Source organism: Cohnella sp. GCM10020058 (genome assembly GCF_042683485.1).
Taxonomy (GTDB): domain Bacteria; phylum Bacillota; class Bacilli; order Paenibacillales; family Paenibacillaceae; genus Cohnella.
On record NZ_JBHUJV010000019.1, the window covers coordinates 244,299 to 269,654 of the forward strand.

At 60.9% G+C, this 25,356-nt stretch carries 26 protein-coding genes and 1 other RNA gene; 26 read left to right on the plus strand and 1 reads right to left on the minus strand.

What is annotated here, in order from left to right:
* Positions 1 to 170: 170 nt before the first annotated feature.
* Positions 171 to 365: a hypothetical protein gene (locus ACFSR7_RS31720; RefSeq protein WP_378168564.1), complete on the minus strand. Its 195-nt coding sequence runs from the start codon at positions 363 to 365 to the stop codon at positions 171 to 173.
* Between the two features lie 149 nt (positions 366 to 514).
* Between ACFSR7_RS31720 and yqfC the strand changes: the two genes are divergently transcribed.
* The 26 genes from yqfC (at position 515) to ACFSR7_RS31850 (ending at position 25,283) form a co-directional block, all read left to right on the plus strand.
* Positions 515 to 799 carry a sporulation protein YqfC gene (gene yqfC / locus ACFSR7_RS31725; RefSeq protein ID WP_090115073.1) on the plus strand — a complete coding sequence of 95 codons (285 nt, stop codon included), beginning with the start codon at positions 515 to 517 and terminating at the stop codon, positions 797 to 799.
* 141 nt (positions 800 to 940) lie between these two features.
* Positions 941 to 2,143, plus strand: a complete 1,203-nt coding sequence (yqfD, locus tag ACFSR7_RS31730; RefSeq protein WP_378168567.1) for a sporulation protein YqfD — start codon at positions 941 to 943, stop codon at positions 2,141 to 2,143.
* Between the two features lie 6 nt (positions 2,144 to 2,149).
* The gene (locus ACFSR7_RS31735; RefSeq protein ID WP_378115566.1) at positions 2,150 to 3,121 is read left to right on the plus strand and encodes a PhoH family protein; all 972 of its coding nucleotides are present in this window, start codon (positions 2,150 to 2,152) and stop codon (positions 3,119 to 3,121) included.
* Between the two features lie 15 nt (positions 3,122 to 3,136).
* Positions 3,137 to 5,401, plus strand: a complete 2,265-nt coding sequence (locus ACFSR7_RS31740) for an HD family phosphohydrolase (protein WP_378168569.1) — start codon at positions 3,137 to 3,139, stop codon at positions 5,399 to 5,401.
* Positions 5,398 to 5,967, plus strand: coding sequence for an rRNA maturation RNase YbeY (gene ybeY / locus ACFSR7_RS31745; protein WP_378168571.1), 570 nt, complete (start codon positions 5,398 to 5,400; stop codon positions 5,965 to 5,967). The genes ACFSR7_RS31740 and ybeY overlap by 4 nt, the downstream gene beginning before the upstream one ends.
* Positions 5,964 to 6,335 (plus strand): diacylglycerol kinase family protein, encoded by a 372-nt coding sequence (locus ACFSR7_RS31750; RefSeq protein ID WP_378168573.1) that lies wholly within the window; start codon positions 5,964 to 5,966, stop codon positions 6,333 to 6,335. The genes ybeY and ACFSR7_RS31750 overlap by 4 nt, the downstream gene beginning before the upstream one ends.
* Positions 6,336 to 6,376: 41 nt before the next feature.
* Positions 6,377 to 6,826 (plus strand): cytidine deaminase, encoded by a 450-nt coding sequence (gene cdd / locus ACFSR7_RS31755; RefSeq protein WP_378168575.1) that lies wholly within the window; start codon positions 6,377 to 6,379, stop codon positions 6,824 to 6,826.
* Entirely contained in the window at positions 6,823 to 7,728 is a 906-nt protein-coding gene (gene era, locus ACFSR7_RS31760; protein WP_378168577.1) for a GTPase Era, read from the plus strand. The genes cdd and era overlap by 4 nt, the downstream gene beginning before the upstream one ends.
* Positions 7,729 to 7,867: 139 nt before the next feature.
* Positions 7,868 to 8,020 (plus strand): YqzL family protein, encoded by a 153-nt coding sequence (locus ACFSR7_RS31765; protein WP_090115089.1) that lies wholly within the window; start codon positions 7,868 to 7,870, stop codon positions 8,018 to 8,020.
* A 98-nt stretch (positions 8,021 to 8,118) separates the two neighbouring features.
* Positions 8,119 to 8,883, plus strand: a complete 765-nt coding sequence (recO, locus tag ACFSR7_RS31770; RefSeq protein ID WP_378168579.1) for a DNA repair protein RecO — start codon at positions 8,119 to 8,121, stop codon at positions 8,881 to 8,883.
* Between the two features lie 138 nt (positions 8,884 to 9,021).
* Complete coding sequence (locus tag ACFSR7_RS31775) at positions 9,022 to 9,942, plus strand: prenyltransferase (RefSeq protein WP_378168581.1); 921 nt, start codon at positions 9,022 to 9,024, stop codon at positions 9,940 to 9,942.
* 23 nt (positions 9,943 to 9,965) lie between these two features.
* A complete protein-coding gene (locus tag ACFSR7_RS31780) occupies positions 9,966 to 10,694 on the plus strand; it encodes a DUF6081 family protein (RefSeq protein ID WP_378168583.1) in 729 nt (242 codons plus the stop codon).
* Positions 10,695 to 11,081: 387 nt separating this feature from the next.
* Positions 11,082 to 11,969, plus strand: coding sequence for a glycine--tRNA ligase subunit alpha (gene glyQ, locus ACFSR7_RS31785; protein WP_378168585.1), 888 nt, complete (start codon positions 11,082 to 11,084; stop codon positions 11,967 to 11,969).
* A complete protein-coding gene (gene glyS, locus ACFSR7_RS31790; protein ID WP_378168587.1) occupies positions 11,962 to 14,049 on the plus strand; it encodes a glycine--tRNA ligase subunit beta in 2,088 nt (695 codons plus the stop codon). The genes glyQ and glyS overlap by 8 nt, the downstream gene beginning before the upstream one ends.
* A 41-nt stretch (positions 14,050 to 14,090) precedes the next feature.
* The gene (locus tag ACFSR7_RS31795; protein WP_378115547.1) at positions 14,091 to 14,897 is read left to right on the plus strand and encodes a pyruvate, water dikinase regulatory protein; all 807 of its coding nucleotides are present in this window, start codon (positions 14,091 to 14,093) and stop codon (positions 14,895 to 14,897) included.
* 165 nt (positions 14,898 to 15,062) lie between these two features.
* On the plus strand, positions 15,063 to 15,533 hold the full coding sequence (locus tag ACFSR7_RS31800; RefSeq protein ID WP_378168589.1) for a YaiI/YqxD family protein: 471 nt from the start codon (positions 15,063 to 15,065) through the stop codon (positions 15,531 to 15,533).
* A 48-nt stretch (positions 15,534 to 15,581) separates the two neighbouring features.
* Entirely contained in the window at positions 15,582 to 17,408 is a 1,827-nt protein-coding gene (dnaG, locus tag ACFSR7_RS31805) for a DNA primase (RefSeq protein ID WP_378168591.1), read from the plus strand.
* Positions 17,409 to 17,439: 31 nt separating this feature from the next.
* Positions 17,440 to 18,576, plus strand: coding sequence for an RNA polymerase sigma factor RpoD (gene rpoD, locus ACFSR7_RS31810; RefSeq protein WP_282909440.1), 1,137 nt, complete (start codon positions 17,440 to 17,442; stop codon positions 18,574 to 18,576).
* 106 nt (positions 18,577 to 18,682) lie between these two features.
* The gene (locus ACFSR7_RS31815; protein ID WP_378168593.1) at positions 18,683 to 19,516 is read left to right on the plus strand and encodes a hypothetical protein; all 834 of its coding nucleotides are present in this window, start codon (positions 18,683 to 18,685) and stop codon (positions 19,514 to 19,516) included.
* Positions 19,513 to 20,334: a tRNA (adenine(22)-N(1))-methyltransferase gene (locus ACFSR7_RS31820; RefSeq protein WP_378168594.1), complete on the plus strand. Its 822-nt coding sequence runs from the start codon at positions 19,513 to 19,515 to the stop codon at positions 20,332 to 20,334. Before ACFSR7_RS31815 ends, ACFSR7_RS31820 begins: the two co-directional genes overlap by 4 nt.
* A complete protein-coding gene (locus ACFSR7_RS31825; protein WP_378168596.1) occupies positions 20,301 to 21,416 on the plus strand; it encodes a Nif3-like dinuclear metal center hexameric protein in 1,116 nt (371 codons plus the stop codon). The genes ACFSR7_RS31820 and ACFSR7_RS31825 overlap by 34 nt, the downstream gene beginning before the upstream one ends.
* A gap of 205 nt (positions 21,417 to 21,621) precedes the next feature.
* Positions 21,622 to 22,033: RNase P RNA component class A (gene rnpB / locus ACFSR7_RS31830), an RNA gene on the plus strand.
* Positions 22,034 to 22,090: 57 nt separating this feature from the next.
* Positions 22,091 to 22,588, plus strand: a complete 498-nt coding sequence (locus ACFSR7_RS31835) for a Fur family transcriptional regulator (protein WP_378168598.1) — start codon at positions 22,091 to 22,093, stop codon at positions 22,586 to 22,588.
* Positions 22,589 to 22,756: 168 nt separating this feature from the next.
* Positions 22,757 to 23,467: a metal ABC transporter ATP-binding protein gene (locus ACFSR7_RS31840; RefSeq protein ID WP_378168600.1), complete on the plus strand. Its 711-nt coding sequence runs from the start codon at positions 22,757 to 22,759 to the stop codon at positions 23,465 to 23,467.
* Positions 23,410 to 24,333, plus strand: a complete 924-nt coding sequence (locus ACFSR7_RS31845; RefSeq protein ID WP_378168602.1) for a metal ABC transporter permease — start codon at positions 23,410 to 23,412, stop codon at positions 24,331 to 24,333. Before ACFSR7_RS31840 ends, ACFSR7_RS31845 begins: the two co-directional genes overlap by 58 nt.
* On the plus strand, positions 24,330 to 25,283 hold the full coding sequence (locus ACFSR7_RS31850; protein WP_378168604.1) for a metal ABC transporter substrate-binding protein: 954 nt from the start codon (positions 24,330 to 24,332) through the stop codon (positions 25,281 to 25,283). Before ACFSR7_RS31845 ends, ACFSR7_RS31850 begins: the two co-directional genes overlap by 4 nt.
* Positions 25,284 to 25,356 lie beyond the last annotated feature (73 nt).

Genomic DNA, 25,356 nt, shown 5'->3' on the forward strand with positions numbered 1-25,356 from the left:
TGCGCATCGCTGCTTAGCTATCCCAAATTAATGCCCCGGATGACTGCTCGGACCCTCCATGTAACGCTCTACAGCGCCTCTTCGCCCCGGATGACCGCACGCTCCCTCCATGTAGCGCTCCACAGCGCCTCTTTGCCCCGGATGACTGCTCGGACCCTCCATGTAACGCTCTACAGCGCCTCTTCGCCCCGGATGACCGCACGCTCCCTCCATGTAGCGCTCCACAGCGCCTCTTTGCCCCGGATGACCGCGCGCTCCCTCCATGTAGCGCTCCACAGCGCCTCTTCGCCCCGGATGACCGCACGCTCCCTCCATGTAGCGCTCCACAGCGCCTCTTTGCCCCGAATGACCGCACGATCCCGCAAAAAAGCGCTTCCACAGCATCTATTTGCCTTGGTTAACGCCGCAACGCCACGTTTTTGGCACGCCTTTTTCGAACCGTACCCAAAGCTCCCGTTCTCATATTACCGGCGCGCCCCGCATATAGATGGAACGTATGGGAGGGGGACGCGTCATGCCGCGTGTCGGACGCAAGCTGCGCAAATGGACGGCCCGCGTCCTCGATCTGCCGCAGGACGTCGTATTGGACGTGCCGCGGATTACGATGATCGCGGGACTCCAGCTGACGGTGGAAAATCACCGCGGCGTGCTTCACTTTTCGCAGGACCGGCTGCGGCTCGCGATGGACCGCGGCGAGCTGGAGATCGTCGGGAGCGATCTCGTCATCCGGCTCATCGGCGGCGAGGAAGTGTTCGTCGAAGGGAAAATCACCGGCGTACTGCTGCATCCGGGCGATTGAAAACCGCTGACGGCAGCGCCCGGGCGCCGGGGCTCGTCCGGGCTCGGGATCGCCGGCCGCATAGATTTGAAGTGTGCCGCGCCGCCGAAGCGGTTGCCGGCGTCCAAGCGGGAGGACAAGCATGTAAAGGGGGAGAAGCCGTTGAAGGGTCAATGGTTAAGCTTCATGCGCGGCAGCGTGCGCGTCAGACTCGTCGGCGGGGACAGTCGAATCTTTTTGAACGCGGCCGGCTCGAATCGGATCGAGCTGTGGGATATCGCTTACGACCGGGAAGGACACTTATCGTTCTGGGTGTCCGTGCCGGATTTTTTCTCGCTGCGCCCGATTCTTCGCACGGCGGGCAGCCGCCCGCGCGTGCTGGAGCGCCGCGGCCTGCCGTTCAAGCTCGGCCGCTTGTCCAGGCGCAAGACATTCGCGGGCGGCTTGCTGTTTTTTGTCGCGGCGCTGTTCGCGCTGTCCACGCTCGTATGGGACGTGCAGGTCCATACGGATGACACGGTGCCCGAGGCGGAGATCCGCAAGGCCGCGGCTGCGGAAGGCATTCGACCGCTGCAATGGTCGCCGCGCCTGCCGGACGCCACGGAGCTGGCGCACCGGCTCGCGCGCAGGCTGCCCGACGCGGCGTGGGTGGGCGTAGAGAAAAGCGGGACGAGGTACGTCATTAATGTCATTCGGTCGAACAAGCCCGAAATAAAAAAGGAAAGCGGACCTAGCGATCTGATCGCGAAGGCGGACGCGGTCGTGACGCGGATCGTCGCGGAAAGCGGCAAGCCGAAGGTCGTGCGCAATACGCGCGTCCGCAAGGGGGACGTGCTAATCTCGGGACAGCTAGGCGAAGCCGACCGGGTCAAGCTGGTCGCTTCGGAAGGCGAAGTGCGCGGACTCGTCTGGTACGAATACGGCATCGTGTCGCCGCTGGCGCGGAGTACGAATTATTATACGGGCGATTCGGCAGAGCGGACGTATCTCGTCATCGGGAACCGGGCGCTGCAGACAAGCGGATACGGCCAAGAGCCTTTCGCGGATTCGAATACGTTCGCGGATTGGCGGACTTTCAAATGGGGAGGCTGGACTTTGCCCTTTGCCATTCTGAAGGAAAAGGAGCTGGCGGTCGATAAACGAAGCGAGCGCCTGACGCCAGAAGCGGCGAGAGAAGCGGGGCTTGCGCAAGCGCGGGCGGAAGCGTTGTCCGCCGCGGGCGAGGACGCGGTCATCAAGGCGGAAAAAATTTTGCATGAACAAACGGAGAATGGTAAAGTGATGATACGTGTACTCTTTGAAATTGAACAATCGATTGCCGTACGGCGCCCGATCGCGACCGATCCCAAGATGCAGGGGGAATGAGGCTTTTTGACAGACAGCAGGCAGTTCATTACGATTCCACTCCGCAACGCAGCGGAGGGACTGGCTTTGTTCGGTCCGCAGGACAAGTACCTGCGCATGATCCAACAGGAGACGGCAGCCGTTATCCATTCCCGCGACGCGGAGATTACCGTCGAGGGCGCGGAGAGCGACCTGCGGTCTCTTCAGCAATTTTTTGACACCGTCCTTCAATTGATCCGCAGCGGCCTCACCGTCGGAGAGCGCGACGTACGCTACGCCTTCGAGCTGGCGCGCGAGATGAAGGCCGATCAGCTGCTGGCGCTGTTTCAAGGCGAGATTACGACGACCTTCAGAGGCAAGCCGATCGCCCCCAAGACGCTCGGCCAACGCCATTATATTACGATGATCCGCAAAAAGGACATCGTGTTCGGCATCGGACCCGCCGGTACGGGCAAGACGTATCTGGCCGTCGTATCCGCCGTGGCGGCGCTGAAGGAAGGACGCGTCAAGCGCATCCTGCTGACACGCCCCGCCGTGGAGGCCGGGGAGAATCTCGGCTTCCTGCCGGGCGACATGCAGGAGAAGGTCGATCCGTACCTGCGCCCGCTCTACGATGCGCTTAACGACGTGCTCGGTCCGGAAGGCGTCGCCAAGGCGCTCGAGCGGGGCATGATCGAGATCGCGCCGCTCGCTTACATGCGCGGCCGTACGCTCGACGATTCGTTCGTCATCCTCGACGAAGCGCAGAATACGACCGGCGAACAGATGAAGATGTTCCTGACGCGGCTCGGCTTCGGCTCCCGGATGGTAATCACCGGCGACGTGACGCAGATCGACTTGCCCAAGGGCAAGAAATCCGGCCTGAACGAAGCGCAGCGCATTCTGAAGGACATTCCCGAGATCGGCCTCGTGTACTTCTCCGAGCAGGACGTCGTTCGTCATGCGCTCGTGCAGAAGATTATCGTAGCCTATCAGAAGGACGACGAGACAAATACGTAAAGGAGCGAGCGCCGGATGAATCGGACACGAAGCGGCCCGGCGGGTACTTTATCTTCCTTTGCTGCTGCAGGATGGAAGCAGAGCGCGGCGGTCAAAGGACTGCTGCTGCTCGCGTTCGTCCTGCTGTTTTATTTCAGCTTGTCGACGCGCCTCGTGCCGGAGACTTACGATATTACCCTGGGCGCAAAAAGCGAGCACGACATCAAGGCGCCGCACCAGGCGACTGACGAGAAGGCGACGCTCAAGGCCCAGGAGGAAGCGGCCGAGAAGATCGGCGCCATCTATCCGTACGTGGCGCTGCACAACGAGAATCTCATCGACAGCATTCTCGTTCGCATCGACCAGCTCAACCAGGACGATCAGGTGACGCTGGAGCAGAAGATCGAGATTTACCGCAGCGAGCTGCCGGACCGGGTGGATCAGTTTATCGAAACGTTCATCAGCACGAACTCGGGCTCGGGCGTATACTCCGCAAGCCTGTTCGGGGAAATGAAAAAAGCGGTGCTGGCACAGGCTTACAAAATTCCCGAAGAGACGTTTTACAAGCTGCCTAAGCTCACGACGGAGCAGATCGCAGAAATGCGTACGGTGGGCCGAGACGTCGTCCGCAGGCTGATGGCCGATCCGATCACGGATGCCGAAGCCGCGCGCGCGAAGGTGGCGGAGCTCGTCAACGGCAGCTCGCTGACGCTCAAGACGCAGCGGGAGATCGTGCAGGAGCTGTCGCGGTTCGTCCTGACGCCCAACAAGTTCTACGACAAAGACGCGACCGAAGAAGCCAAGGTCCAGGCCAAGCAGAATACGCCGCTCGTCGTCATCAAGCAGGGCGACGTCATCGTCAAGGCGGGACAAGTCATCGACCAGGAAACCTACGAGCGGCTCGACGCCTTCGGCCTGCTGCAGGAGCAGCGGACGTATTGGCCGCAGCTCGGCGCGCTCATGCTGGCGGTGCTGTTCATGCTCGCGCTTTACAGCTACGCGGAGCTGACGGCTTCCGCGGCCAAACCGGCGATGAAGCGGACCAACGTCGACTGGCTCATGCTTTTATTCATTTTCGCAATCAATATATTGGTCATGCACTTGGTCGCACTGGCGCACAGCGAGGCGTGGCCCTATATCATCTATATTGCGCCGCTCGCGCTCGGCAGCATGCTGATGACGCTGCTCATCGACATCCAGACCGCGATGGTCGGCTCGCTGCTCTTCACGATTCACGCGAGCATCGTCATGAACGTCGAGCAGACGAGCCTGTTCGATTTCCGCTTCGGCTTCGTCGCTGCGGTCGTGCTGTTCACTTCCGTGCTGGCGATCCACCGGGCAAGTCAACGCTCCGCCATTCTGAAGGCGGGGATCATGGTCAGCCTGTTCGGCTCGTTCGCGGTGACCGCGCTCACGCTCGTCGGCCCGGATCCGGACCGGACCCAGCTTGTCCAGTCGGTCGGCTTCATGCTGGCGAGCGGTCTGTTGACCGCCGTGCTCGTCATCGGCATCATGCCGTTTTTCGAGATGACGTTCGGGATTTTGTCCGCGCTCAAGCTCGTGGAGCTGTCCAACCCGAACCACCCGCTGCTTCGCAAGCTGCTGACGGAGACGCCGGGGACCTACCACCACAGTCTGATGGTCGGCAACCTGTCCGAGGCGGCGGCGGAGTCGGTCGGCGCGAACGGATTGCTCTGCCGGGTCGGCTCCTTCTATCATGACGTCGGCAAGACGAAGCGGCCGCTCTATTTTATCGAGAATCAGAACGGCGGAGAAAATCCGCATGACAAGCTCGATCCGAAGGTCAGCGCGTCGATCATCATCGCGCATGCCCGCGACGGCGCGGAGATGCTAAAGGCCCACAAGCTGCCCAAGCAGATCCGGGACATCGCGGAGCAGCATCACGGCACGACGTTTCTCAAGTTTTTCTATTACAAGGCGGTCAAGCAGGCGGAGCAGGCCGGCACGGAGAACGAATGGAAGGAAGACGACTTCCGTTATCCGGGTCCCAAGGCGCAGTCCAAGGAAGCGGCCATCGTCGGCATCGCGGACAGCGTCGAAGCCGCTGTCCGGTCGCTTGGGGCGCCCACGGTCGAGCAGGTCGAGTCGATTATCGCCAAGATCATCAAGGACCGGCTCGACGACGGGCAGCTGAGCGAATGCGATCTGACGGTGCGCGAGCTGAACCAGATCGCCGAGACACTGAAGACGACCGTCATCGGCATGTTCCATTCGCGGATCAAATATCCGGAAGAAAGCGCCGTAAAAAACGAGACGGATAAAAAGGAGCGGGAAGCATGAGCCTGAAGCTGGAATGGGTGGACGAGCGCGAGGAAGCTTCGGCAGGCGAGGAGGGATGGCCGGCGCTGCTGACGCGTCTGCTGAACGAAGCGGGAGCGGCCGAGGGCGTCGCGGACGGGATCGTCACGCTGACGCTGACGGATAACGAAGGCATCCGCGAGCTGAACCGAACGTACCGGAACCTGGACAAGGCGACGGACGTGCTGTCGTTCCCGATGCGGGAGCAGGGCGCGGAGGAATTCGAGATTTTGTACGAGGACGATTACGAGACGGCGACGGTCAACATCTCCAACGGCGATGACGGCAACGACGAGACGCTTGGCGACGAGGAGCCGCAGACTGGCGCCGACCGTATCGAGGAGCTGCTGGGGGATATCGTCATCTCGGTGCCTCGTATGCACGAGCAGGCCGCCGAATACGGTCATAGCGCCGAGCGCGAGCTCGGCTTCCTGTTCGTGCACGGCTTCCTCCACCTGATGGGCTACGATCACGGCTCGGAGGAAGAGGAGCGGGAGATGTTCGCGAAGCAAGAAGAGATACTCGCCAAGGCGGGCTTGACGCGGTGAGCCGCAACCAGTCCGAGCCGGCGTCGTTCCGGCATGCGCTGGCGGGAATCGCGCACGCGCTGCGGACGGAGCCGCATATGCGGTTCCATCTGGCGGCGAGCGCGGTCGTGCTGATCGTCGCCGCTTGGCTTGGGCTGCCGCGAGGGGACTGGATGTGGCTGCTCGCGGCTTGTACGGCGGTGCTCTGCGCGGAGCTGGTCAACACGGCCGTGGAGCGTGCGGTCGACCATGCTTCCCTGCAGCGGAGCGAGCTGGCGAAGGCGGCCAAGGATACGGCTGCGGGTGCGGTACTGGTCGCTTCGGTATTCGCGGCCGCCGTGGGCTTGATCGTGCTTCTGCCGCCCCTTTGGGAGCGGTTCTCGGGTTAAATGACTGCGGTCCGGACAAGGACCGATTCGGAGGATGACAGATGGGGGACATCAATATAGAGGCGATCGGCTGGACGCCAGAGCAGCTGCTGGCCGAGGCGGCCAAGGCGATGGAGAAGGCATACGTGCCTTATTCGGGCTTCAAGGTCGGCGCCGCGCTGGTCGATGGCACGGGCGCCATTCATTACGGCTGCAACGTCGAAAACGCGGCATACAGCCCGGGCAACTGCGCCGAACGCACGGCGCTGTTCCGGGCGATCGCGGACGGCCATGCGCCGGGCAGCTTCCGGGCGATTGCCGTCACGGGCCGGACCGACGCGCCGATTACGCCCTGCGGCGTCTGCCGCCAGGTGCTCGTCGAGCTGGGCGGACCGGACATGCCGGTCATTATGGGCAATGCTAAGGGAGACCTATCGATTATGACAGTCGCCGAGCTGCTGCCCGGCGCATTTACGCCGGCCAAGCTGGCGGAGGGAAGGATAACAGAATGAGCGAACCAAAAGGCAAGTTCAAGTCGGGCTTCGTCGCCATCGTCGGCAGGCCGAACGTCGGCAAGTCGACGCTGATGAACCAGGTGATCGGCCAGAAGATCGCTATTATGAGCGACAAGCCGCAGACGACCCGCAACAAGATTCACGGCGTCTACACGACGGACGAAAAACAGATCGTGTTCCTCGATACGCCGGGCATTCACAAGTCGAACTCCAAGCTCGGCGACTTCATGGTCAAGTCGGCGCTCGGGGCGCTCGAAGAGGTCGAAGCGATCCTGTTCCTGACCGACGTGTCGGAGGAGCTGGGGGGCGGCGACCGCTTTATCATCGAGCAGCTTAAAAAGGTGAAGACGCCAGTCTTCCTCGTGCTGAACAAAATCGATAAGGTGCAGCCCGAAGCGCTTCTGCCGATTATCGACAAATACAGCAAGCTTCACAGCTTTACCGAGGTTGTGCCGGTATCCGCGCGTGACGGCAACAACGTGACGACGCTCCTTGCGCAGATCGGCCGTTATCTTCCGGAAGGCCCGATGTATTACCCGGCCGATCAGATCACCGATCACCCGGAGCAGTTCATCTGCGCGGAGCTCATCCGCGAGAAAATTTTGCAGACGACCCGCGAGGAGATTCCGCACTCCATCGCCGTCGAGATCGAGAGCATGGGCACCGGGGACAATGGCGTCGTCAATATCGGCGCGGTCATCTATGTGGAGCGGCCTTCGCAGAAGGGTATCATCATCGGCAAAAACGGCGCTGCGCTCAAAGAGGTCGGAAAAAGGGCGCGGCACGACATGGAGAGATTGCTTGGCTCCAAGATTTTCCTGGAGCTGTGGGTCAAGGTCAAGGAAGACTGGCGGAACCGGGAATCGGTGCTGAAGACGCTCGGCTTCCGGCACGACTAGAACCTGGTAGCGCAGCCGGTTTTGAAGTAGTCGCCGGGGCTTCGGACAAATGTTGTCAGGCATACCGGCGCGGCGACGGTGGCATTCTAACGGTGGCGATTTGGGAAGATTTCATTTCCACCGGGGAGGATGTGGCGCTTTGCGGGACTTCACGTGGCACGTGTTTACGCAGACCGGCGATATCGAAGCCTACCTGCTTTACAAGGAAATGATTCAGCCCGGAGCCGCCGGCCTGGCGTCGGAAGAACCGGTTCCAGAGGGCGAAGGGGAAGAGAACGGAGCGGGAGCCTAAAGTCGCCTAGACAGATCGGCTTCGGCACGCGCTCGTCGCGCACCGACACTCGGCGCGCGACCCGGCCCTGCAGGGGCGACAGAAACGGGGAGAGACCGTTGCTCTATCGGACGGAAGGCATCGTCATCCGCAGCATCGATCACGGAGAAGGCAACAAGATCGTCACGATCCTGTCGCCGTCTCTAGGCAAGCAGGGCATCGTCATCCGCGGCGCCCGTAAATCGAAAAGCCGTTACGCATCGCTCGCCCAGCTGTTTACGCTCGGCGATTTTTCCTTTTACAAGGGCGGCGGTCTTGGCAGCCTTAACAGCGGCGAGATCATCGAATCGTATAGAGGGCTCAGAGAAGGGCTCGATCAGGCCGCATATGCATCCTACTTGGTCGAGTTGTGCGACCGCGCCATCCAGGACGAGGATGCGGGCGCATTTCTTTATTATCAGCTGCAGGCCGGATTGACGGCGATATCGGAAGGCAAGGATTCCCGGATCGTCGCGCGGCTGTTCGAGATGAAGATCGCGGCGATCGCGGGATACGCGCCGATGCTGGACGCCTGCGCAGGCTGCGGGCGGGAAGACGGCACCTTTTATTTCAGCGCGGCGGGGGGCGGCGCCTTATGCTCGTTATGCCGGCACCGCGATCCGAGGGCGATGGAGCTCGAGGACGGCGTATGGAAGCTGCTCCGCGTCTTCTCCGCGATGGATATGCGGAGGCTCGGCAACGTCGCCGTGAAGGAATCGACGGCCAAGCAGCTGGCGACCGTTATGCGCAGGTGGTTCGATCATCATTTAGCGCTGAATTTGAAGTCCCGGCATTTTTTGGATCAGTGGGAGCGGGGCGAAGATTTCTTCAAACCGGTACCCTGATTCGACAAATTGTGCTATACTATAGTAAGTAACGCACACGATGCAAGCCAAGCTGCGGGTTCGCTGGATTTGGGCAGATCGGCGAAGCCGTTTTCTTATGCGCAATTCGACCATTAAAACTGGAAAGGATGCGGCACGATGGACGTACTTAAACGGTTCATGAAAGCTTCGCGCATGCGCGTCATCCCGGTCATGCTCATGCCCGTCGCGCTGGGGGCGCTAGGCGCTTACGTGTGGGACGGCGTCTTCGACATTTGGCTGCTGCTGCTCACGTTGATCGGTTCGGGCGCGGCCCATCTGTTTTCGAATATGATCAACGATCTCTGGGATTATAAAAACGGCACCGACGAAGCTGCGAAAAATACGGCGGACGCGATCGGCACGAATTCAGGCTATTTGACGAACGGCGTATGGAGCATGCGCACGTTCGCTGCGGTCACTTGGGGATTGTTTGCAATCGCCGCCGCAAGCGGCGTTGCACTGGCTTTGCTCAGCGGGATTTGGGCGTTTGTCTTCGGCGCGCTGGGCGGCCTCATCGCTTATTTCTATGTGGCGCCTCCGATTCGCTTCGGCTACCGGGGCAAAGGCTATAGCGAGATTGCGATTCTGCTCGCTTTTGGCGTTCTGCCGGTGCTCGGCTCTTATTATGTGCAGACGTCCACGTTCGACTACAGGGCGATCCTGCTGTCACTGCCGATCGGTCTGCTTACGACGTTAATTTTGTTTAACCACCATTTTCTTCATTGGCAGGCGGATCGGGCGGCGGGCAAGCGGACGCTGGTCGTCGTGTGGGGCGAACGCCGTGCCTTGCAGTTTTCCCGTTTGCTGCTCGGCCTCGCGGCGTTGTCGCTGGTCGGGGCGGCACTTGCAGGCGCACTGCCCGCCTATGCGCTGGTCGGTCTGATTACCGCGATTCCGCTTTACCTGACGTACGGCCGGCTGCAGGATCAGAACAGCTCGCGTGCGTATTTGCCGCTCATGGGCGCTTCCGTGCGGGCCGCCAATCGCTGCGGCTCCGTTCTCATCGTATGTCTCATTATCCAGGGACTTATCCAATAAAATGACGGGAAGTGACCGCTTCAATGGAAAAGCAGCTGGTATTCGGTGATTTTCACCGCATCCTATCCGAAGGCGAGACATGGAAAATCGGCGGATTTCCGCTGCCCGACGGCACGTTTTGGGAGTACCGGGAGCCCGACGCGGTCGTCATCGTCCGCAACGGCATCCTCTATGTCCGGGCGCCGCTCAGCCGGAGTCACGACCGCGTGCAGATTTTGGACAATGCGAAACATATGTACTATTCGGTGGAGGAGGTCGTCGTGCCGGAAAACGGCGAGGTCAGCTTCGAGCTCGACATCCGCGCGCGCAGCACCGGCACGGCGCCGGGCGATCTGTACGACGGCTACGTATCGCTCAATCTGCTCGATTTCACGACGGGCGCAGCGCTCGACTTTTTCGCCGGCAACGACAAGTACGCCTCCGTCTACGCGGTGCTGCCGTTCCCGGGCGTCGAGGTGCCGAAGTCGGACAAGACCCGGTTTTTCTGCGTGTTTCAGGAAGACACGAACTTCAAGGCGCGCGAATTCAACACATACAAGATCGTGTACAATCGCGCCGAGGACGAAGTCGTCTTTTATCTGAACGGCGCAGAAGTGCGGCGCGAGCGGAACGTGCCTGTCAAGATGAACCGCTTCACCATCGCGCTCGGGATCATGACCGAAAAGGATCTGTCGCCGGAAGGCAGCGTCTCGGTGCACGGCCAGACGGTTATCGCCGAGTATTCGCCGGTGAAGGTGACGGTCCGGGAATAAACGCCGGCATTTGACAGGGGAAGCGTCCATCGGCTAAAATGTTGCATATCGATGACAAGGGTCTCGTTGAAGGAGAGAGTAGCCGGTTGCCTGTCGGCAGCTGCAAGCGAGTCGGGGGCGGTGCGAGCCCGGCGCGACGAATCGGCGAAGGGCGCTCCGGAGAGAACAGTCATCACAAGAGCGGGCAAACGAAGACACGCGAGGGCGATCCGGATCGGACGGATACGACCCGCTCGGCGTCGCTTCGGGCGTCAAGTAGGGTGGAACCGCGGGATCTAGCTCCCGTCCCTATGTCTGCGCGGCAGACGTGGGACGGGAGTTTTTTGCCTTGTTCCGGCGCCGCGGAAAATAGCGGATTCGATCCCAATTTACGAAGGAGTGGCGGACTTGAATTTTCAGCAGATGACATTGACGCTGCAGCAATTCTGGGCGGAGCAGGATTGCATCGTCGTACAGCCGTACGATACCGAAAAGGGCGCGGGCACGATGAACCCGATGACGTTCCTGCGCACGATCGGACCTGAGCCGTGGAACGTCGCGTACGTGGAGCCTTCCCGCCGTCCGGCGGACGGGCGCTACGGCGAGAATCCGAACCGGCTGTATCAGCATCACCAATTCCAGGTCATTATGAAGCCCTCGCCGGACAATATCCAGGAGCTGTACCTCGAGAGTCTGAAGCGGCTCGGCATCGATCCGCTGAAGCACGACATCCGGTTCGTCGAGGACAATTGGGAATCGCCGACGCTCGGCGCCTGGGGCCTGGGCTGGGAAGTGTGGCTGGACGGCATGGAGATCACCCAATTTACGTACTTCCAGCAGGTGGGCGGCATCGACTGTCATCCGGTCGCTGTCGAGATTACGTACGGTATGGAGCGTCTCGCTTCCTACATCCAGGAAAAGGAAAATGTGTTCGATCTGGAATGGGTCGATGGCGTTTCCTACGGGGACGTGTTCAAGCACCCCGAGTACGAGCATTCCAAGTATACGTTCGAGGTTTCGGACGTATCGATGCTGTTTACTCTGTTTTCGACCTACGAGGGCGAGGCGAAGCGCGCGATGGACGAGAATCTCGTTTTCCCGGCTTACGACTACGTGCTCAAATGCTCCCATACGTTTAACCTGCTCGACGCCCGCGGCGCGATCAGCGTCACCGAGCGTACGGGCTATATCGGGAGAGTGCGCAATCTGGCGCGATCGGTCGCCGCGACGTTTTTGCAGGAGCGCGAGCGACTCGGATTCCCGCTGCTGAAGAAGGAGGCGACTGACCATGCCTAAGGATCTGCTGCTCGAGATCGGCCTCGAGGAAGTGCCCGCACGGTTCGTGCGCGGCGCGATGGAGCAACTCAAGGACAAGACCGAAAAATGGCTCGAAGGCAATCGCCTTGCGCATGAAGGCGTGACCGCCTACGCGACGCCGCGCCGGCTGGCCGTTATTGTAAGTCGATTGGCCGACCGCCAGGAGGATGTCAGCGAGGAAGTCAAAGGACCTGCGCGCAAGATCGCGCTCGACGAGAGCGGCGCATGGACCAAAGCCGCGCTCGGCTTTGCCCGCAGCAACGCGGTGGAGCCCGAGGCGCTGTTCTTCAAGGAGCTCGGCGGCGTGGAGTACGTTTACGCCAACAAGTCCAGCGTCGGCGTGGAGACGGCCGGCTTGCTGCCGGAGGCGCTGCCCGCGATCGTCACCTCGATGACGTTCCCGAAAAACATGCGCTGGGGCGCTTACGACCTTCGCTTCGTGCGTCCGATCCGCTGGCTTGTCGCGCTGCATGGCGAAGCGGTCGTGCCGTTCGCGATCACGGACGTCGAGACCGGCCGCACGACCCGCGGGCATCGCTTCCTGGGCACCGATGCGGAGATCGCCGATCCATCCGAATACGTGGCCAAGCTGCGCGAACAGCACGTCATCGCCGACGTGGAGGAGCGCCGCGAAGCGATCTTGTCGCAGCTCGGCGAGCTGGCGAAGTCCCGCGGCTGGGAGATCGCCATCAAGGACGATTTGCTCGAAGAGGTGCTTTTCCTCGTCGAAACGCCGACCGCGCTGTCGGGCTCGTTCGATCCGGCCTTCCTGGACATTCCGCAGGAGGTGCTGATTACGTCGATGCGCGAGCATCAGCGCTATTTCCCGGTGCTTGACGCGCAGGGCAAGCTGCAGCCGCATTTCGTCACCGTGCGCAACGGCGACGCCGCATCGCTCGAAGCCGTCGCAAAGGGCAACGAAAAGGTGCTGCGCGCCCGGCTGTCCGACGCGAAGTTTTTCTACGCCGAAGACCAAAAAGGGCGTATCGACACTTTCCTCCAGAAGCTGGAGAGCATCGTCTATCACGAGGAACTCGGCACGGTCGCCGACAAGGTGCGCCGCATCCGCGTGACCGCCGACAAGCTCGCCGCGCTGCTGAGGGCCGACGATGCGGTTCGCGCGCAGGCCTCGCGTGCCGCCGATATTTGCAAGTTCGATCTTGTTACGCAGATGGTGTACGAGTTCCCCGAGCTGCAGGGCATCATGGGCGAAGATTACGCGCTTAAATTCGGCGAAGAAGCGGCGGTCGCCAAGGCGATCAACGAGCACTATTCGCCGCGCAACGCGTCGGACAATCCGCCGTCCTCGCTCGTGGGCGCGATCGTGGGCATCGCCGACAAGCTCGACACGATCGTCGGCTGCTTCCTGATCGGCATCATCCCGACGGGCTCCCAGGATCCGTATGCGCTTCGCCGTCAGGCCGCCGGCATCGTATCGACGCTGCTGGCGCACGGGCTCGAGCTCAAGCTGTCGGACCTGTTCAAGCTGTCCCTGGACGTATACGCCGCCGCCGGCCTCGGCAAACGCGAAGCGTTCGAAGCGTCGCGGGATTTGGGCGAATTTTTTGCGCTGCGGGTAAAGAACGTATTGACGGAGCAGCAGATTCGCTATGACGTCACCGACGCGGTGCTCGGCGCCGGCTGCGACGACGTTCGCCGCACGGTGCTGCGGGCGCAGGCGCTGCAAGCCGCTGCTGGCGGCGACGACCGCGATGCGTTCCGTCCGGCTGCAGAAGCGTTCGGGCGCGTCGCAAATCTCGCGGCCAAGGGCGGGGAGTCGCGCCAGGTGGATGCGTCGCTGTTCGCGGACCCTGCCGAAGGCGCGCTGCACGAGGCTTGGATGAATGCGCACGGCAACATTCTGACCGCGACGGCCGAGGCAAGGCTGTCCGATGCATTGTCGGCGCTGTCCGCGCTTAGCGGACCGATCGCCGCGTTTTTTGAGGCGGTCATGGTCATGGCCGACGACGAGGCGATCCGCCGCAACCGGCTGGCGCTGCTCGGGCTGATCGCGGACGACGTGCGCGGCTTCGCCGACTTCGCCAAGCTCGCGGGCTGATGCGGGCCGCACCGCGGCCAATCGAACGGAGGGATTGCATCATGGAAGCAACAAGCGTAACCGTCTACGTCGTCTCGGATTCCGCCGGCGATACCGGAGAGCTCGCGGTGCGGGCGGCGGCCGCCCAATTTCACCCGCTGAAGGTGCAGATTCGTCGTGCCGGCTTCATTCAGCGGGAGGCGGCGATCGACGCCGTGCTCGAGGCGGCGCAAAGCGAGCGCGCCGTCGTGCTTTATACGCTTGTCATCGACGCACTTCGTGCCTACATGGCATCGGAGTCCGCACGGCGCGGCATCTCGGCCATCGACCTGCTCGGCCCGCTCATCGACCAGATGGAGCAGCGCTTCGGCTGTCAGTCCAGGCACGAGCCGGGGCTTAACCATGTGCTCGACGCCGGATATTTCCGCAAGGTCGAAGCGGTCGAATTTGCGGTCCGATACGACGACGCCCGCGACGTAACGGGCGTCAGCAAGGCGGACATTGTGCTGACCGGGGTCTCGCGGACGTCGAAGACGCCGCTCTCCATGGTGCTCGCGCACCGGACGTACAAGGTCGCGAACGTGCCGCTCGTGCCGGAGCTTACGCCGCCGCGGGAGCTGTTCCTCGTACCGAAGACCAAGATCTTCGGCCTGACGATCCGGCCGGACGCGCTGAACGCGATCCGCGTCGAACGGCTCAAGGCGCTCGGCCTGCCGAATACGGCTTCGTACGCGACGGCGGAGCGGATCCAGCAGGAGCTCGAATACGCGCATGGCATCATGAAAAAGCTTGGCTGCGTCATCATCGATGTGTCGAACAAGGCGGTTGAAGAAACGGCCAGCCTGATTATGGAGCAGCTGGAAAAATAGACGGGTTTCGACAAAAATGGCGGACAACCGGCATGCCTTTGAGGCGGCTGGTTGTTGCTTTCTTACGGGCACAAGGCCTGAAATTTTGGGCTCGAGGAAGGATTTATCGCGCCGGTAGCGTATATAATAGGGACTCATACCATATTCAATGAGCGGTGGTGTCGAATGCTGCAAAATTCGGTCCGGGTCGTCGTCGACGCGGACGCCTGCCCGGTGAAGCCGGAGATCGCCGCATGCGTGAGGGCCGCGGGGACAAGAGCTCTCCTCGTGTCTTCGCATGCGCACGTGCTCCAGGCCGAGGAAGGCGTCGACGTCGTGACGGTGGACGCGAGCGACCAGTCCGCGGATCTGTACATCGCCAACGCGCTTAAAAGCGCCGACATTCTCGTCACGGGCGATTACGGTCTGGCTGCGCTCGGACTGGCGCGCGGAGCGGCGGTGCTGACACCGCGCGGCAAGGTCATCGGCGAGGACGATATCGACGGCCTGCTCGCGCAGCGGCATTTTTCGGCCAAGCAGCGTCGGGGAGGCATGCGGACGCGAGGGCCCAAACCTTTCACGGACGAGGATCGCGACCGATTTCAACAAAAACTGACATTGCTGCTTCGGAGGTTGCAGGAGAATTCGTTCGCTTAGCGAATTGTATTACGTGCCGAAATTGAACGGCAGAGCGGATGGCTTAATATGAATAACGGCATGATTCCACAAGAGACGATCGACGAGGTTCTTCGGCGGTACGACATTGCGGAGACCGTCGGTCGTTACGTTCAGTTGTCCAGGAACGGCAAGTATTTGAAGGGGCTGTGCCCGTTCCATTCCGAGCGCACGCCTTCCTTCACGGTGACGCCGGAGAAGCAGATTTTCCATTGCTACGGCTGCGGCAAGGGCGGAAATGTCGTCAAGTTCGTCATGGAAATCGAGAACGAGACCTTCCCCGAAGCGATCAGAAGCATGTGCGAGGAGGCGGGGATTCCGATCTCCTGGCAGGCGCCCGAAGGCGAGCAGTCCGAGCGCCAGAAGGAACGCTCCGTCATGACGGAGGCGCATGCCTACACGGCGAAGTTCTATCACGCCGTTTTGCGCAATACCGCAGCCGGTACCGGGGCGATGAACTATCTCCGGGACCGCGGCATGACGGACAAGCTGATCGAGGAGTTCGGGCTCGGGTACGCGCCGGCCCGATGGGATACGCTGACGCAGGCGCTGGACAAGAAGGGCTACGACCTGGCCGAGATGGACCGGGGCGGACTGCTTTCGAGGCGACACGAGGGCGAGGGCTTCGTGGACCGTTTTCGCGATCGTGTCATGTTTCCGATCCACGACGGCGACGGCAAGATTATCGCGTTCGCGGGACGACTGATGTCGGACGGCCAGCCCAAGTACCTCAATTCGCCCGAGTCGCCGTTGTTCAGCAAGAGCCGGACGCTGTACCGGTTCCACGCGGCGAAGGGTACGATCCGCAAGACGAGGCAGGTCGTGTTGCTCGAGGGCTACATGGACGTCATCAAGGCCTGGTCGGCCGGCGTGCACAACGGCGTCGCGACGATGGGAACCGCCCTCACCGGCGAGCACGCATCCTTGCTGAAGCGTTATGCGGACGAGGCGATCGTGTGCTACGACGGGGACGATGCGGGGATGGCCGCGGCTAGCAAGAGCATCCCGCTGCTGGAGAATGCCGGCTTCAGAGTGCGGGTCGGCGTGCTGCCCGGCAAGATGGACCCGGACGAATACATCTCGGCATACGGCTCCGAAGCCTACATGCGGGAGATCGTCGAAGACGCGGTATCCGCCCTCAAATTTCAGCTCATCTATTTGAGGAAGTCCCATATACTGCTAGAAGAAGACGGGAAGCTCCGATACCTTGAAGACGCGATTAAGCTTGTAGCCCGGCGCGAATCGGCTACCGAACGGGAATTGATGCTGAAGGAGCTGGCGCAGGAATTCGGGGCTTCGACGGACAGTTTAAAGCAGGACGTATTCAAGATCAGGCAGCAGGAGAAATTGGGAACGGCTGGGGATATTCCGGGCGGATCGTGGAATAATGAATGGAATGATAACCGAAGTTCGGCCAAGCTTCCCAAGGTATCCGTCGACTATGTCAAGGCCGAGCAGTATCTTTTGTCTTGGATGCTGCAGGACGGCGAGACGGCGGGCGTCGTGCAGGAACGGTTGGGCGATCGCTTCCATGTGGAGGATCACGCGGCAATCGCTGCTTATCTATATGCCTACTACGCGCACGGCAACCCTCCTGACATAGGACGCTTTATCGCAACGCTGCAGGACGACCGGCTAGAGCGCGCGACCAGCGCCATCGCGCTGATCGAAGTGCCTTTCGGGGAACGCGAACTTGCCGATTGCATGCGTACGGTCGAACGTCAGGTGACGAAAAAGGACGATTTGCAGAGCTTGTACGAAGAAATGAATCGAGCGGAGCGTACCGGTGATCCACTGCGCGCCGCGCAAATATTGACAGAGATTATCGCCCTGGAGAGACGGCAGAAGGAAAGCTGATGCCGCCGCTGCAGGGAGGAGGGAGTCGGAAATGGCGAACGATCAACACACCGGACTCGAGACGGAGAGCTCGCTGGAGCAGGTCAAGTCGCTGCTCATTGAACAAGGCAAGAAAAAGGGCGGATTGACCTACAAAGACATCATGGAGAAGCTGTCTCCGTTCGACCAGGACGCCGAACAAATCGACGATTTCTTCGAGCAGCTGGCCGATCACGGCATCGAGGTCGTTAACGATCACGACGAGATCGGAGGCGGCCGCGACCGCGAACGCGAAGATGAAGAACGCGACGAGTTCAACTTCGACGACGATCTGTCGCTCCCGCCCGGCATCAAGATCAACGATCCGGTTCGCATGTACTTGAAGGAGATCGGACGTGTGCCGCTGCTGGGCGCCGACGACGAGGTCGAGCTGGCGAAAAAGATCGAGATTGGCGGCGAAGGCGGCGAGGAAGCGAAGAAGCGTCTGGCCGAAGCGAACCTGCGTCTGGTCGTCAGCATCGCGAAGCGGTACGTGGGACGAGGCATGCTTTTCCTCGACCTGATTCAAGAGGGCAATATGGGCCTGCTCAAGGCCGTCGAAAAGTTCGACCATACGAAGGGCTACAAATTCAGTACGTACGCCACCTGGTGGATTCGCCAAGCGATTACGCGGGCGATTGCCGACCAGGCGCGGACGATCCGGATTCCCGTGCATATGGTGGAGACGATCAACAAGCTGATCCGCGTGTCGCGGCAGCTGCTGCAGGAGCTCGGACGCGAGCCGGCACCCGAGGAAATTGCGGAGCAAATGGAGCTCAGCGTGGATAAGGTTCGCGAGATCATGAAGATCGCGCAGGAGCCTGTATCGCTCGAGACGCCGATCGGGGAAGAGGACGACTCGCACCTGGGCGACTTCATCGAAGATCAGGAGGCGTTGGCGCCGGCTGATGCGGCGGCTTACGAGCTGCTGAAGGAACAGCTGGAGGACGTGCTGGACACGCTGACCGAACGCGAGGAAAACGTGCTCAGGCTGCGATTCGGCCTCGACGACGGCCGTACCCGTACGCTGGAGGAAGTCGGCAAAGTATTCGGCGTTACGCGCGAGCGGATCCGACAGATCGAAGCCAAGGCGCTTCGCAAGCTTCGCCATCCGAGCCGCAGTAAGCGTCTGAAGGACTTCCTGGAATAAGCGCCGAACGCCGGACTGCGTTCATGCTGAGGACCTTGCGCCGATTCATGGGCAGCAAGGTCCTCTTGGCATCCGGGATGCTACATGAGCGAGAGGAGCTATCGACATGCCTCCATTGGATGAGGACAAGAGGAAATGGGTCGTGCGGGAAATCGAGTCCTGGCGCCGGGCAAAAATGCTGCCGGAACAGTATTGCGATTTCCTGCTGAATTTGTATTTGGACGATCTGACGGTCCGGCCCAAGAGCGTGACAGGCGAAAAACTGCGTCAGATCGGTCAGGCTTCCGGAAAACAATGGATGTATGTCATTGGCATAATTTCCTTGATCTGCCTTGTTGTCCTTCATTTTAGCGCGTTTCCGCTGGCATTGCAAATAGCGGTGGCGGTCATCGGCACGGGGGGGCTCGTCGGTCTCGGCTCCCGCTACAGGGAGCGTCTGCCTGCGCGCGGACTGGCGCTGCTCAGCACGGGCATGCTGCTGCTGCCGGCCACGGGGATGGCGATCCTCCACGTTCAAGGCTGGATGGACGGACCGGGCTTGTTCGTGTTGCTGCTCGCAAGCGCCGTCATCTGGATCGTATGCGGCATCGCGGAACGCTTTGCGGTGCTGCATTGGCTCGGATGGATGGGGGTCATCGGGCTCTATGCAGCGGTGCTGTCCCGACAGGTACCCGATCCGAGCTGGCTTGAGGTGCAGGTGTTCTGGGTGCCGGCAGCGCTGCTGTTCGCCTGGCTCAGCTGGGTCTCGCACGTGAAGTTTAAGGCGACCGGCGCCGTGCTGTTCGCGACGGCGCTCATTTTATGGTTTATGCCCGAAGTATATTCGGCACTGTTCGGCGTGGACCGGAACTGGATCCAGGTCGAACTGCTCGTAAAAATCGCGCTGGTCGGCACGCTTATGTTCCGGCTGCGCAGACAATGGATGGAATGGGTTGCATGAGCATGAATGAAAAGAACGGCAAGCTTTCGATAGAATTGCCAAGGCTGTCGAAGCGTCTCGCCGCACTGGCTGGTCTCGTGCAGCAAGGCGCTCGGTTCGCCGACATCGGCACCGACCACGCGCTGCTGCCCGTGCACCTGGCGTTGGCGGGCACAATATCGTATGCAGTCGCGGGGGACGTGAATGCCGGCCCGGCCGAGGCCGCCAGGCGTCAGGTGCGGTCCGCCGGCGTAGGCGACATCGTGTCGGTCCGCCATGGCGACGGCTTGTCCGTACTTGCGGCCAATGAGGTGGACACCGTCTGCATCGCCGGGATGGGCGGCAGTCTGATGGTACGGCTGCTTGAGGAAGCGGGCGAGGCGCTGTCAGGCGTGACGACGCTGATTCTCTCGCCGCACGTGGCCGAGGATCAGGTGCGGCGCTGGCTTGAGACGAATTGCTACGTGCTCGCCCTCGAATGTCTTATCGAAGAAGACGGCGAGATCTATACGCTGCTCCGGGCGGAGCGTGCGGCAAGCGCAGAGGCGTCCGAAGTTAGGCACAAAGAGCTGTACGATCCGTCGCTGCTCGGCGCGGAGTGTAAAGCGGTCCCGCACGCCCTGCTGTACGAGATGGGCCCGCTGCTGCTCCGTTCGGCGGACGAAGCTTTCATGGCCAAATGGCGCGGCGAACTGACGAAGCGGGAGCGAATCGCACAAGGCATGAAGCAATCGGACACTGCGGACACCCGGACCAAGCTGGAAGCCTGGACGCGCACGACGGCAGAGATCGAGGAGGTATTGGCATGCTTGCAAGGGGAGAAACGATCGCCCAGCTAATGGAGCGGCTCGCGCCGAAGCACTTTGCGGTCGAAGGCGACAAAATCGGCCTGCAGGTCGGTTCGCTGCGCAAGGAAATCAAGCGCGTGCTGGTGACGCTCGACGTCAATACGGACGTCGTGCGGGAAGCTGTAGATTTGGGCGCTGAGCTCATCGTCGCTCATCATCCGGTCATTTATCGGCCGCTCGCCCATCTGCAGACGGATACGCCTGCCGGCGCGCTGGCCGCCGAGCTGGTCAGGCGGGATATCGCCGTCTACGTGTCGCATACGAACCTGGATACCGCCGAGGGCGGCCTCAACGATTGGATGGCGGAGGCGCTCGGCCTCGAAGGCCGCGACGTGCTGGAGGAGGTCCATACGGACAAGCTGTACAAGCTGGCCGTATTCGTGCCGCGCCCGCACGGCGAGGCCGTACGCGACGCGATGTTCCGTGCGGGCGGCGGATGGATCGGCAATTACAGCCACTGCAGCTTTAACGTGGAGGGCACCGGCACCTTCATGCCGCGAGAAGGGAGCGATCCGTTCATCGGGGAAAAAGGGAAGCTGGCAACCGCAGAGGAAACGCGCATCGAGATCATCGTTCCGGAGAGCGCGCGCAAAGCGGTCGTGCAGGCGATGCTGAAGTCGCATCCGTATGAGGAAGTCGCCTACGATCTGTACGGCGTCGACTTGAAGGGCCGCTCATTCGGGCTCGGACGGGTTGGCAAGCTCCCGGCGGCCATGCCGCTGGACGACTTCGCCGAGCTGGTCAAGGAGCGGCTCGGCATGCCGTTCGTCCGCGTCGTCGGGGACGGCGATCGGCAAGTGCGCAAGGTCGCTGTGCTTGGCGGTTCCGGGCGCAGCTATATCAAGCGTGCGATGTTCATGGGCGCCGACGTGCTCGTCACCGGCGACATCGACTTCCATTCGGCCCAGGACGCCGAAGCTGGCGGACTTGCGATCGTCGATCCGGGCCATTATGCGGAGAAGATCATGCGTCCGAAGACCGCGGAGTGGCTGCGGGAGCGACTCGCCGAGAAGGGCTACGCTACGGAAGTGTTCGCTTCCGAGGTGCACACGGATCCTTTTAGGCTCAAGTAGCCCGTTTTTGAGGAGTCGCCTTGTTTACGCTGATCACAGAGGGGAAAATCGCGGCGGGAAAGCGAATGATCAAGACTCCGCACGGCGACGTTTCTTTATGCGGCGGCCATCGCGTGAGAGAACAATCGTGCACAAGAAGCGTGCATGGATTCGCCTGCCATTGTGTCGGAGCGGGATTTTGGTTATACTTATCGGTGCATATCGGAAAGTTCGACAGACAATCGCTGGCGGCTTCGCGCCGCGAGAGGAAAGTCCGGGCTCCGCAGGGCAGGATGCTGGATAACGTCCAGTCGGCGCGAGCCGAAGGATAGTGCCACAGAAATGGACCGCCGATGGCCGCGACTCGTCGCGGATCAGGCAAGGGTGGAACCGTGGTGTAAGAGACCACGAGGAGCACTGGCGACTTTGTTCCTGGTAAACCCCATCCGGAGCAAGACCGAAGAGGAACGCAGCGGCCTTGAGCCGCGGCCCTTGCCCGGGGCGCGTTCGGGTTGGTCGCTTGAGCCGTGCGGCAACGTACGGCCTAGATAGATGATTGTCGCTTCCATCCGTGGGAGGACCACCAGGTCCGTCTTACCACCGGAAGAACAGAACCCGGCTTACGTTGCGCTTTCCGATTATGCGCTAATGAATCCGTCCTTGCTTTTTACATAAAGGATAGGAGGTCGACACAGATGAGTGTGCAAGAACACAACGAAGCATGCATTCATGACGAAGATTTGGATAACGAAGCCGCGACTGTCCAAGAGATGGTGTCCATGATGAGCAGGGCCGGATGGCGCATTACCGACCAGCGCCGGACGCTTGCCCGTATTTTCGCCGATACCGATGGCTATTTGTCTCCGAAGGACGTATACGATCAGCTCTCCGTGAAGTATCCGAGCGTCAGCTTCAATACCGTTTATCGCAATCTCCGGATGCTCAGCGATATGGGCGTGCTGGAGCAATTTTATTTTATGGACGGCGGGCTTAAGTTCAGGGCGAATTGCGCCAAGCACCATCATCACCACCTCATCTGCACGAATTGCGAGAAGACGCTTTCGTTCGATTATTGTCCGATGAAGGAAGATCTGGAGCTGCCCGGCAGCTATCGCGTGTTGAGCCACCGTTTTGAGATTTATGGCGTATGCGAGGAATGCCAGCAGGAAGGCATCAAGACGATCGCCCGATAACTGCCGCATCAATAATGTGGTTGACGCTATTGCGGCCTACTGCTATATTGTTAAAGTGTAATTGTTACGGATAAAATGAGGATAGGAATCCGAAGCCGGCTGAGAAGCGGGCTTTCGTTATGCGATATAAGCGTAACTTTTACGATAAAGGACGAGGAGGAGAGAGCTATGGCGCTCGTAGCGATGGAGCAGGTCGTGTTCGGATATGACGATGTACCGAGCCTGGAGGATGTGAATCTTGAGATTGGCGCAGGCGAATTCGTCGCCGTTACCGGACCGAACGGCGCATCCAAGACGACGCTGCTCCGACTCATGATGGGTCTTTTGGCTCCCTGGAAGGGCAAGATCAAGCTGGCTTCCCGCGGCACGGGAGGCGGGAGGCTTACGATCGGTTATGTTCCGCAGCAGATCGCTGCGTTCAACAGCGGTTTTCCGAGCAGCATTCTGGAGTTCGTGCGCTCGGGCCGATATACCAAGGGCTCTTGGCTCCGGAGAATGAATGCCCGGGATCATGAGCAAACGGAGCTGGCGCTTAAGCAGGTGGGGATGTGGCATCTGCGGCATCGCAAGATCGGCGAGCTGTCCGGCGGCCAGAAGCAGCGGATTTGCATTGCGCGGGCGCTGGCCATGGAGCCTGATTTACTCGTGCTGGACGAACCGACGACAGGCATGGACCAGGAGAGCCGGTTCGGTTTCTATGAGCTCATGAAGACGCAGACGGAGCAGTTCGGACGCACCGTCGTCATGGTTACGCACGGCCTGGACGAAGTATCGCCTTATTTGGATCGCATCGTCGAGCTGGAACGGAAGGAGGATGGCAAGTGGAGATGCTGCACTACGACTTCATGCAGAGGGCATTTCTCGCCGGCGCGCTCATAGCGCTCGTTGCGTCGGCGCTCGGCGTCTATCTGATGCTTCGCAGGCAGGCGCTGATGGCCGACATGCTCTCGCACGTCTCGCTGGCGGGTATCGCGGCCGGTGCTTATCTCCACTGGAATCCGACCCTGACCGGATTCGCCATCGCCATCGTCGGCGCGGTCGCCGTCGAATATGTGCGCCGTTCATATAAGACATACAGCGAGATCTCCGTCGCGATCATCATGGTGGGCGGGTTGTCCAGCGCGGTCATCATCATGAACCTGAACCAGAGCGTGAACAAGAGTTTCTCGTCCTACTTGTTCGGCTCGGTCGTAGCCGTCAACCGCACCGAGCTTATCCTGATGCTGGCCGTATCGGTGCTTGCAGCCTTGTTCTTCATCTTGATGCGCCGTCCGCTTTACCAGATGACGTTCGACGAAGATACGGCCAAGACGTCCGGACTGCCGGTCCATTGGCTGTCGCTTGCGTTTAGCGTCGTCACCGGGATGATCGTCGCGGCGGCAATGCCGATCGTCGGCGTGCTGCTCGTCTCGTCGCTCGTCGTCCTGCCCGCAGCACTCGCCATTCGGCTCGCCTCGAGCTTCGCGATGGCGATCGGCCTGTCGATGGCGTTCGGCCTGGGCGGCGTATGGTCGGGATTGGCCGCCTCCTACGCGTTCAGCACGCCGCCCGGCGCGACGATCGCGCTCATCCTGCTCGCGATTCTGCTTGTCGGTATCGGACTGAAGAAGGGGGCGCTTCGCGCGGCGAAGCGCAAGAGCAGGCTCGGCCATACCGTATCCGGCAACGGGCCGGATTCGCTCTACGAAGCTGCGCGATTCAGCAGCACGGCGCGTGTCGCCGATAAGGGGGAATCGCGAGGATGAAGGCTTTATGGGCCAAGGCTGCGCTGTCGTCGCTGACCGTGTCGATGCTGCTCGCGGGCTGCGGCTCGCACGGCGGGGCCAACACGGCTTCGGAGGCGGATCCCAATTCGGGCTCGCAGCACAAGCTTAAGGTGGCGGCCAGTTTTTATCCCATGTACGAATTCGCCAGGCAGATCGCCGGCGACCTCGCCGATGTGACCCTGATGGTGCCGGGCGGCGTAGAGCCCCATGACTGGGAACCGACGCCCAAGGATATGGCGCTGCTGTCCAAGGCAGATGTCTTTGTATACAACGGGATCGTGGAGGGCTGGGCCGAGCAGGCGATCTCAAGCGCGGGAAGCGGCAATCGGGTCGACGTCGAAGCTTCTGCCGGTCTCGAACTCAATGCGGCCGGCGGCGAGCAGGCTTCGGACAGCGACCATGCCGGCATGGACCCGCACGTGTGGCTGAGTCCGGTGCTTGCGCAGCGGGAAGTCGAACATATCCGTGACGGCTTGTCAAAAGCGGATCCGGCGCATAGCGCAGACTACGAAGCGAATGCCGAAGCTTACATGGCCAAGCTCCAGCAACTCGATGCGGACTTCCGCGCGGCGCTTGGTCAAACGTCGCACAAGACGTTCGTGACGCAGCATGCCGCGTTCGGCTACTTGGCCCGCGAGTATGGCTTGACGCAGCTGCCGATCTCCGGCTTGTCCCCGGAGCAGGAGCCGACGCCTGGCCAGATGGCTTCCGTCGTGAAGGAGATCAAGTCGCTCGGCATCTCCACGATCTTTTTCGAGGCGCTTGTCGACCCGAAGATCGCGGAAGCGATCGCGAGCGAGACGGGAGCGAAGACGGATGTGCTGAATCCGATCGAGGGACTGACGAAGGACGACAACAAGCAGGGGCTCGATTATATCGGATTGATGAATCAAAATTTAACTGCGCTGGTAAAAGCGCTGAATGCGTGACAATGCGTTAAATGCGTGACAAAGCTTAAAGCTACGGGCGATATTCGCTCGCACCCGAACCCCGGATATTCCG

Excerpts from the sequence above, each read along its gene's own strand:
- yqfC (WP_090115073.1), top strand. The coding sequence starts at position 515 with ATGCCGCGTGTCGGACGCAAGCTGCGCAAATGGACGGCCCGCGTCCTC.
- ACFSR7_RS31740 (WP_378168569.1), top strand. The coding sequence starts at position 3,137 with ATGAATCGGACACGAAGCGGCCCGGCGGGTACTTTATCTTCCTTTGCT.
- ybeY (WP_378168571.1), top strand. The coding sequence starts at position 5,398 with ATGAGCCTGAAGCTGGAATGGGTGGACGAGCGCGAGGAAGCTTCGGCA.
- cdd (WP_378168575.1), top strand. The coding sequence starts at position 6,377 with ATGGGGGACATCAATATAGAGGCGATCGGCTGGACGCCAGAGCAGCTG.
- era (WP_378168577.1), top strand. The coding sequence starts at position 6,823 with ATGAGCGAACCAAAAGGCAAGTTCAAGTCGGGCTTCGTCGCCATCGTC.
- ACFSR7_RS31775 (WP_378168581.1), top strand. The coding sequence starts at position 9,022 with ATGGACGTACTTAAACGGTTCATGAAAGCTTCGCGCATGCGCGTCATC.
- ACFSR7_RS31780 (WP_378168583.1), top strand. The coding sequence starts at position 9,966 with ATGGAAAAGCAGCTGGTATTCGGTGATTTTCACCGCATCCTATCCGAA.
- glyS (WP_378168587.1), top strand. The coding sequence starts at position 11,962 with ATGCCTAAGGATCTGCTGCTCGAGATCGGCCTCGAGGAAGTGCCCGCA.
- ACFSR7_RS31795 (WP_378115547.1), top strand. The coding sequence starts at position 14,091 with ATGGAAGCAACAAGCGTAACCGTCTACGTCGTCTCGGATTCCGCCGGC.
- ACFSR7_RS31800 (WP_378168589.1), top strand. The coding sequence starts at position 15,063 with ATGCTGCAAAATTCGGTCCGGGTCGTCGTCGACGCGGACGCCTGCCCG.
- dnaG (WP_378168591.1), top strand. The coding sequence starts at position 15,582 with ATGAATAACGGCATGATTCCACAAGAGACGATCGACGAGGTTCTTCGG.
- rpoD (WP_282909440.1), top strand. The coding sequence starts at position 17,440 with ATGGCGAACGATCAACACACCGGACTCGAGACGGAGAGCTCGCTGGAG.
- ACFSR7_RS31815 (WP_378168593.1), top strand. The coding sequence starts at position 18,683 with ATGCCTCCATTGGATGAGGACAAGAGGAAATGGGTCGTGCGGGAAATC.
- ACFSR7_RS31820 (WP_378168594.1), top strand. The coding sequence starts at position 19,513 with ATGAGCATGAATGAAAAGAACGGCAAGCTTTCGATAGAATTGCCAAGG.
- ACFSR7_RS31825 (WP_378168596.1), top strand. The coding sequence starts at position 20,301 with ATGCTTGCAAGGGGAGAAACGATCGCCCAGCTAATGGAGCGGCTCGCG.
- ACFSR7_RS31835 (WP_378168598.1), top strand. The coding sequence starts at position 22,091 with ATGAGTGTGCAAGAACACAACGAAGCATGCATTCATGACGAAGATTTG.
- ACFSR7_RS31840 (WP_378168600.1), top strand. The coding sequence starts at position 22,757 with ATGGCGCTCGTAGCGATGGAGCAGGTCGTGTTCGGATATGACGATGTA.
- ACFSR7_RS31850 (WP_378168604.1), top strand. The coding sequence starts at position 24,330 with ATGAAGGCTTTATGGGCCAAGGCTGCGCTGTCGTCGCTGACCGTGTCG.